Source organism: Pseudomonas sp. AGC41, from assembly GCF_057334555.1.
In genome coordinates, this window is sequence record NZ_JBHFJB010000058.1 from 1 (window position 1) to 6,123 (window position 6,123).

Consider the following 6,123-nt stretch of genomic DNA (forward strand, 5'->3'; position numbering starts at 1 on the left):
GGCTCGCTCCCACAGGCGGCTCATGCGCGTTCGGATCAAGCCGCAATCGCCGCAGGCCGTACCGGCACTTGCTGTTTCTCTGGAATCGTTCCGAACAGCGCCTTGTGCACCGCCTGTTGCGCCTGGAATGCCAGGGCCGCGCGTTCCTGGCCGTGGCAGGCGATGGGCTCGAGCAAGTGGATTTCCACGTCGCCCAGGTCATTGGCAAACAGGCGCATCAGGTGCGACAGCAGGTCATCATCGCCAATGAACGGAGCCAGCAAGTCGGGTTCGCCGTTGCGCAGGTAACGGATCGCCACCGGTTGCAAGGCCACGTCGGCATCGATGGCCGCCGACAGCAGGCGCCCATGGAACGTGCGCAGCGAACGTCCGTCGGTGGTCGTGCCCTCGGGGAACATGAGCAACGGATGCGCTTGCTCCAGATGACGGCTCATCTGTTTGCGAATCAACTGGCTGTCGCCCGAGCCGCGCCGGATGAACAGGCTGCCGGCCTTGGCCGCCAGCCATCCAGCGACCGGCCAGGTGCGCACTTCAGCCTTGGACAGGAACGACAGCGGCGTGAGCATGCCCAGCAGCGGAATGTCGGTCCAGGACACATGGTTGCTGACCCACAGCATCGGCTGTTTGGGCAGGTGTCCATGAACGGTGACGCGAAACGGCAGGGCATTGCTCAGTCGCGCCATGAAAAACCGCGACCAGCGCTGGCGGCGCTCCATCGAATGGGCCAGCCCCAGGCGTTCCAGCAGCCCGAACACACTGGCCATGGCCAGGCCCAGTGCGACGACCAGCAACACGCGCGCGATTCGTCCGTACACCCGCAGCCGGCTCATCACACCGCCGCCTTGAAATGACGGGCATAACGCGGGCAGAGTTCGTCGCGCTTGAGCAGGATGAACACGTCGGCGACCTGGAAATCCTCGTCCCAGCACGGTTCGCCGCAAATCTTCGCGCCCAGGCGCATGTACGCCTTGAGCAGCGGTGGCATCTCGGCGATGACGTTGGACGGAACGTCCAGTGCCGGCAAGGGTTTTTTCGGCACGGCTTGCAGGTGTTCGGTGCACAGGTAGCGTTCGCGCAGGCGTTGCATGATCGCCTGGGCCTGGATGCCGCCGTCTTGCATCGGAATGCTCGCGCAGCCCATCAGGTAGCTGTAGCCGCCTTCATTGAGGACTTCGGCCAGTTCGCCCCAGAGCACCGCGATGGTGCCGCCGTTGCGGTAGGCCGGGTCGACGCAGGTGCGGCCGATTTCCAGGATCGGACCCTGGAGATGGACCAGCCCGTGCAGGCTGAATTCTTCTTCGCTGTAGAACCGGCCCAGGCTGCTGGCGGCCTGGTGGTCGAGCAGGCGGGTGGTCGCCACGAGGCGGCCGGTGTTCAGGTCGCGTACGCCGATGTGGGCGCAGTGAACATCATAGTCATCCATGTCCAGACCCAGTTCCGCGCCTTTGAGCTTGGCGTTGAATTCGCCGCTGAAGACGTTGAAGCGCAAGGCCTGTGCTTCTTGCAAGGCCTTGGCGCCAATCAGGCGTTCGGCTTGCAGGCGGCGTTCATTGCCGGTGTCGCTGATGCGGGCGATCTGAGTCATAGCGAATCTCCGTGCGGGCTTTACACCCGTCTTGGGGTGAGCCAATCGACTTTCTTTATGCAGCCATGTTGTGCAAAGTCAGGCTATGTAGCCCCGGTGTCATCGCCATGAAGCTTTGGTGATGCTTATATGACAGCCCACGAGGAACCCCCATGCCTTGGCAAACCCTGATCGAACGCGGCGAGCGGTTGCCTGCCTTTGTGGATCTGGCGGAAGGTCACGCGGGCTTGTTGCAACGGCTGGGGCCGGTCACGCCATTCGAGCTGGCGGTGGCCGGCGCAAGGTTGATGGCCACGCCGGGGCTCGCGTTCCTGGTGGGTTACCAGGCGGCCCTGCGGGCGCTCTGGCCAAGCGCGCCGCAGAGCCTCGGCGCCTTGTGCGCCACCGAGCAGCGCAGCCTGCGCCCGGCGGATATGCAGACCCGTCTCAGCGACTTGCGGGTGAATGGACGCAAGGATTTCGTCACCGCGGGCGACGCCGCCGAATGGCTGCTGATCGCGGCCCGAAGCGAAGCTGCCGGCGAAGCACCGCGGCTGAAGCTGGCGGTGGTCTATGGCGGTGAGCCCGGGGTGAACCTGGAAAAACTCCCCGCCATCCCTTTGATGCCGGACATCGGCCATGCTCGGGTATTGCTCGATGGCGCGTTGTGCGAAGTGCTCCCGGGGGACGGCTGGGATGCCTACGTCAAACCGTTCCGTACCCTGGAAGACCTTTATGTGCTCAGCGCCATGGCCGCCTGGCTGTTTGGCGTGGGCCAGGAGTGCGATTGGCCGCAGGCCCTGCAACTGCGTCTGTTGGCGTTGCTGGCGGGGTGCGCGGAGGTGAGTCGGCAAAATCCCACCAGTGCGGCCGGGCATGTACTGCTGGGTGGGCTGTTCGCCCAGTTCAAGGGGCTTGACGCCGAATTGAATGAGGCACTGGCCGCTGGGCCGGCGTCGTGGCGAGAAATGTGGGGGCGCGACAAAGGGGTCATGGAGATTGCGGCGGGTGCGCGGGCCAAGCGGCTGGCCAAGGCGTTGGGCTAGCCTTTGCAGCGACGGGATCTATGTGGGAGCGAGCCTGCTGGCGAATAGCGGAGCGTCAGCCTGCATCCATGCCACTGATCCAGCGCTTTCGCGAGCAGGCTCGCTCCCACCGGGCGCCCTCCACACACAAACTGTCATCAAGCCTGGCTAGGCTCTGCAGGTTCAACCCTGCGAGCCCCACGCATGCCCAAACGCTGGCTGTTGCTCCCGCTGTTGCTGTTGACCCTCACAGCCCGCGCTGAAGACTGGCCGTCAGACCGCTGGCCAACCGGCCCGACGCCCACTGGGCCGGCCCTCGAAGCGCTGGAGCAATACGCCTTTACCCAAAGGAATGACAGCACCCGCGAGGGCATCCGCACCGACGCGCTCCTGGCCATCCAGGACGGGCGACTGGTCTACGAACGTTACGCCGGACCCACGACCGCCCAGACTCCGCACCTGACCTGGTCCATCAGTAAAAGCCTGCTGGCGACAATCTTCGGCGTGGCCTACGGCGAAAGGCTGTTTGCCCTGGACGATCCCGCTGCCAAGTACTACCCGCCGCTGCAGCGACACCCGGACATGACCCTGGCCGATCTGTTTCATTGGGCTTGCGGCCTGGACTGGCAGGAAGACTACGAATACGCGCCGCTCAATTCATCGGTCGTGGCGATGCTCTACACGCGCGGACGCCACGACATGGCGGCGTTCACTGCCGCGCATGAAAGCTTCAGCCCGCCTGGGCAAGTGTTCCGTTACTCCAGTGGCGATAGCAACCTGCTGGCGGCGGCGCTGAAAACCATCGTCGGCCCCGCGCGTTATGCCGATTACCCCTGGACGGCCCTGTTCGAACCGCTGGGCATCCGCCATGCGACCTGGGAAACCGACGCCAGCGGCACGTTTGTCGGGTCGTCCTATGCCTACCTCACGGCGCAGGACCTGGCGCGTGTCGGCTTGTTGATGCAGCGCGATGGCCGCTGGGGCGACCGCCAATTGGTGCCCAGAGACTGGATAGCATTCAATCGCGAGCCGTTCGCCGGTTTCCAGGCGGGCCAGGACGAAGCCGTGCCTGGCGGGCATTGGTGGCTCAATCGCGGTGCCGGCTCCACCCTCCGCCCCTGGCCTGACGCACCGCCGGATACGTTCGCCGCGCTCGGCCACTGGGGCCAGGCGCTGTATATCATTCCCAGCGCCAGGCTGGTGATCGTGCGCTACGGCGACGACCGCGACGGCAGCTACCGCCACAACGAATTGCTCAAGCGCGCCATGGCGGCCTTCGCCGGGGCGGTGCGACCATGAGACGCAACGTGTTGCTCAGCCTGGCGTCGGTGCTGCTCGTTGCCCTGTTCGGTTGGGTCTGGCTGGAGCGGGTCGCGCTGCAGGCCTTCCCCGATATCATCAGCGCCTACACCGCCAAGGAATATTGCTCGTGCCGCTATGTGATGCGGCAGCCGGCCGACTATTGCCGCGGCTACGTGAAGCAGTCGGTTCCCGTCAGCGATTTTTTCGAGACCGTTGAAGCCAGGCGCGTCACCGTCAGCGGGTTGGGGCGTAGCCACAGTGCGCGGTGGATCGGTGAGCGGCAGGGGTGTCGGTTGGAACCCTGAATGCTGCTTCATGGATTGCCTTTGTGGCGAGCCAAGGCAATTGTCGAAACCGACAGTTTCCAAGCGCCCTCGGCCCGGTTAAGGTTCGCCACAGGTTTCTCTGCCCTCCGAGTCTGTATGTTCAAGCGGTTTCTCCCTCACGTTGTCACCACCTTGTTGATCGCCTGCGCCGCGTTGCCGGCCCAGGCCGACTGGTACCTGGATGGCGAATCCTCGCGGCTTTCGTTTATCAGCAGCAAAAACGGCAATGTGTCCGAGGTCCAGCGCTTTCTCGTGCTTCATGGCCAGGTCCAGCCCAAGGGCCTGGCGCGGCTGGAGGTCGAGCTGGAGTCCGTCAACAGCGGCGTCCCGCTGCGGGACGAACGCATGCGCGCCGAGCTGTTCGAGATCAAGCAGTTTGCCGAAGCCACCATCACCGCGCAGCTTGACCTGATGCCGATCCAGGACCTGGCCAACGGCGCACAGTTGGAGCTGCGCCTGCCGGTGACGGTGGACCTGCATGGCAAGCAGCACGAATACAACGTCCAACTGCTGGCGACGCGCCTGGATGAGCGACGTTTCCAGGTCGTGACCCTGGAGCCGGTGGTGCTCAACGCGGCGGATTTCGACCTGGGACCGGGCCTGGAAAAGCTGCGCGCGCTGGCCGGATTGTCGACCATCAGCCTGTCGGTGCCGGTGAATGCGGTGCTGATCTTTACGGCGCGCTGACATGAGCGGCCCGGTATTCCCTTGGCGCGAAGGCAATCGCTTCGAATTGTTGATCGACGGTCCGCAGTTCTTTCCGCGCATGCTGGTGGAAATCGCCCGCGCCCAGGAACAGGTGGAACTGGAGCTATATCTGGTGGAGGCGGGCGCTTGCGCCGAGGCGATGGTCCAGGCGCTCGTCCAGGCCGCCGAGCGGGGTGTTCGCGTGCGCTGCCTGTTCGACGACTACGGCAGCCTGGCGTTTACCCTGGGCCTGCGCAATCGCCTGGTCGAGGCAGGTGTGGAGCTGCGGTTCTACAATCGCCTGAGCTGGCGGCGCTGGGTGCGCAATCTTTACCGCGACCATCGCAAGCTGCTGCTGGTCGATCAGCGCCTGGCGGTGGTCGGCGGCACCGGGGTCACCGACGAATTCTGGAACCCTTTGGAAGACCAAAGCGACTGGCACGAGGTGATGGTGGAAATCGTCGGCCCGCTGGTGCTCGACTGGCAGCTTCTGTTCGACCGCCAGTGGCTCGCCAACCGCCATCGTCGGGCCTGGAAACCGGCTTCCAATTTCGGCTTGCCGCGCTTGCCCCGTGTTCCGCCGGTGGGCGAGGGCATGGGCCGGGTGGCCTATGCCGACGCCCGCCAGCACCGCGACATCCTGCAATCGCTGTCCCGGGCGTTAAACAGCGGTCAGAAACGTATCTGGATGGCCACGCCGTATTTCCTGCCGACCTGGAACGTGCGTCGCTCCTTACGCAAGGCCGCCGCCCGGGGCATCGATGTGCGCCTGCTGCTGACCGGCCCGCGCACCGATCACCCCTCCGTGCGCTACGCCGGCCATCGTTATTACCCGCGCCTGCTCAAGGCCGGTGTGAAGATCTTTGAATACCAGCCGTGTTTCCTGCACCTGAAAATGGTGCTGGTGGACGATTGGGTCAGCATCGGCTCGTGCAATTTCGATCACTGGAACCTGCGCTTCAACCTGGAAGCCAATCTGGAGGCGCTGGACTCAGGGCTGAGCCAGGCGGTGGCGGCCAGTTTTGAGCGCGATTTCGAGCAAAGCCTGCAAGTGAGCCTCGACGCCTGGCAGCGCCGGCCGCTGTGGAAGCGCGTCAAACAACGGTTGTGGGGATGGGTGGATCGGCTGGTGGTGAATCTGCTGGATCGACGGGGTTAGTCCAGACACGGTAGATACAACTGTGGGAGCGAGCCTGCTCGCGAAAGCGGTCCGACAGTC

At 64.4% G+C, this 6,123-nt stretch carries 7 protein-coding genes; 5 read left to right on the forward strand and 2 right to left on the reverse strand.

The window, feature by feature from the left end:
• Nucleotides 1-35: 35 nt before the first annotated feature.
• Both ACE04F_RS11300 and olsB read right to left on the reverse strand, forming a co-directional pair.
• A complete protein-coding gene (locus ACE04F_RS11300; protein WP_486106712.1) occupies nucleotides 36-830 on the reverse strand; it encodes a lysophospholipid acyltransferase family protein in 795 nt (264 codons plus the stop codon).
• Entirely contained in the window at nucleotides 830-1,585 is a 756-nt protein-coding gene (olsB, locus tag ACE04F_RS11305; protein ID WP_305496260.1) for an L-ornithine N(alpha)-acyltransferase, read from the reverse strand. Before olsB ends, ACE04F_RS11300 begins: the two co-directional genes overlap by 1 nt.
• A gap of 152 nt (nucleotides 1,586-1,737) precedes the next feature.
• Between olsB and ACE04F_RS11310 the strand changes: the two genes are divergently transcribed.
• The 5 genes from ACE04F_RS11310 (at nucleotide 1,738) to ACE04F_RS11330 (ending at nucleotide 6,063) form a co-directional block, all read left to right on the forward strand.
• On the forward strand, nucleotides 1,738-2,610 hold the full coding sequence (locus ACE04F_RS11310) for an acyl-CoA dehydrogenase middle domain-containing protein (RefSeq protein ID WP_486106714.1): 873 nt from the start codon (nucleotides 1,738-1,740) through the stop codon (nucleotides 2,608-2,610).
• A 183-nt stretch (nucleotides 2,611-2,793) separates the two neighbouring features.
• The gene (locus tag ACE04F_RS11315) at nucleotides 2,794-3,888 is read left to right on the forward strand and encodes a serine hydrolase domain-containing protein (RefSeq protein WP_486106716.1); all 1,095 of its coding nucleotides are present in this window, start codon (nucleotides 2,794-2,796) and stop codon (nucleotides 3,886-3,888) included.
• Nucleotides 3,885-4,196: an amidase gene (locus tag ACE04F_RS11320; RefSeq protein WP_486106718.1), complete on the forward strand. Its 312-nt coding sequence runs from the start codon at nucleotides 3,885-3,887 to the stop codon at nucleotides 4,194-4,196. The genes ACE04F_RS11315 and ACE04F_RS11320 overlap by 4 nt, the downstream gene beginning before the upstream one ends.
• A 117-nt stretch (nucleotides 4,197-4,313) precedes the next feature.
• Nucleotides 4,314-4,904, forward strand: coding sequence for a YceI family protein (locus ACE04F_RS11325; protein WP_486106720.1), 591 nt, complete (start codon nucleotides 4,314-4,316; stop codon nucleotides 4,902-4,904).
• A 1-nt stretch (nucleotide 4,905) separates the two neighbouring features.
• Entirely contained in the window at nucleotides 4,906-6,063 is a 1,158-nt protein-coding gene (locus tag ACE04F_RS11330; RefSeq protein ID WP_486106722.1) for a phospholipase D-like domain-containing protein, read from the forward strand.
• Nucleotides 6,064-6,123 lie beyond the last annotated feature (60 nt).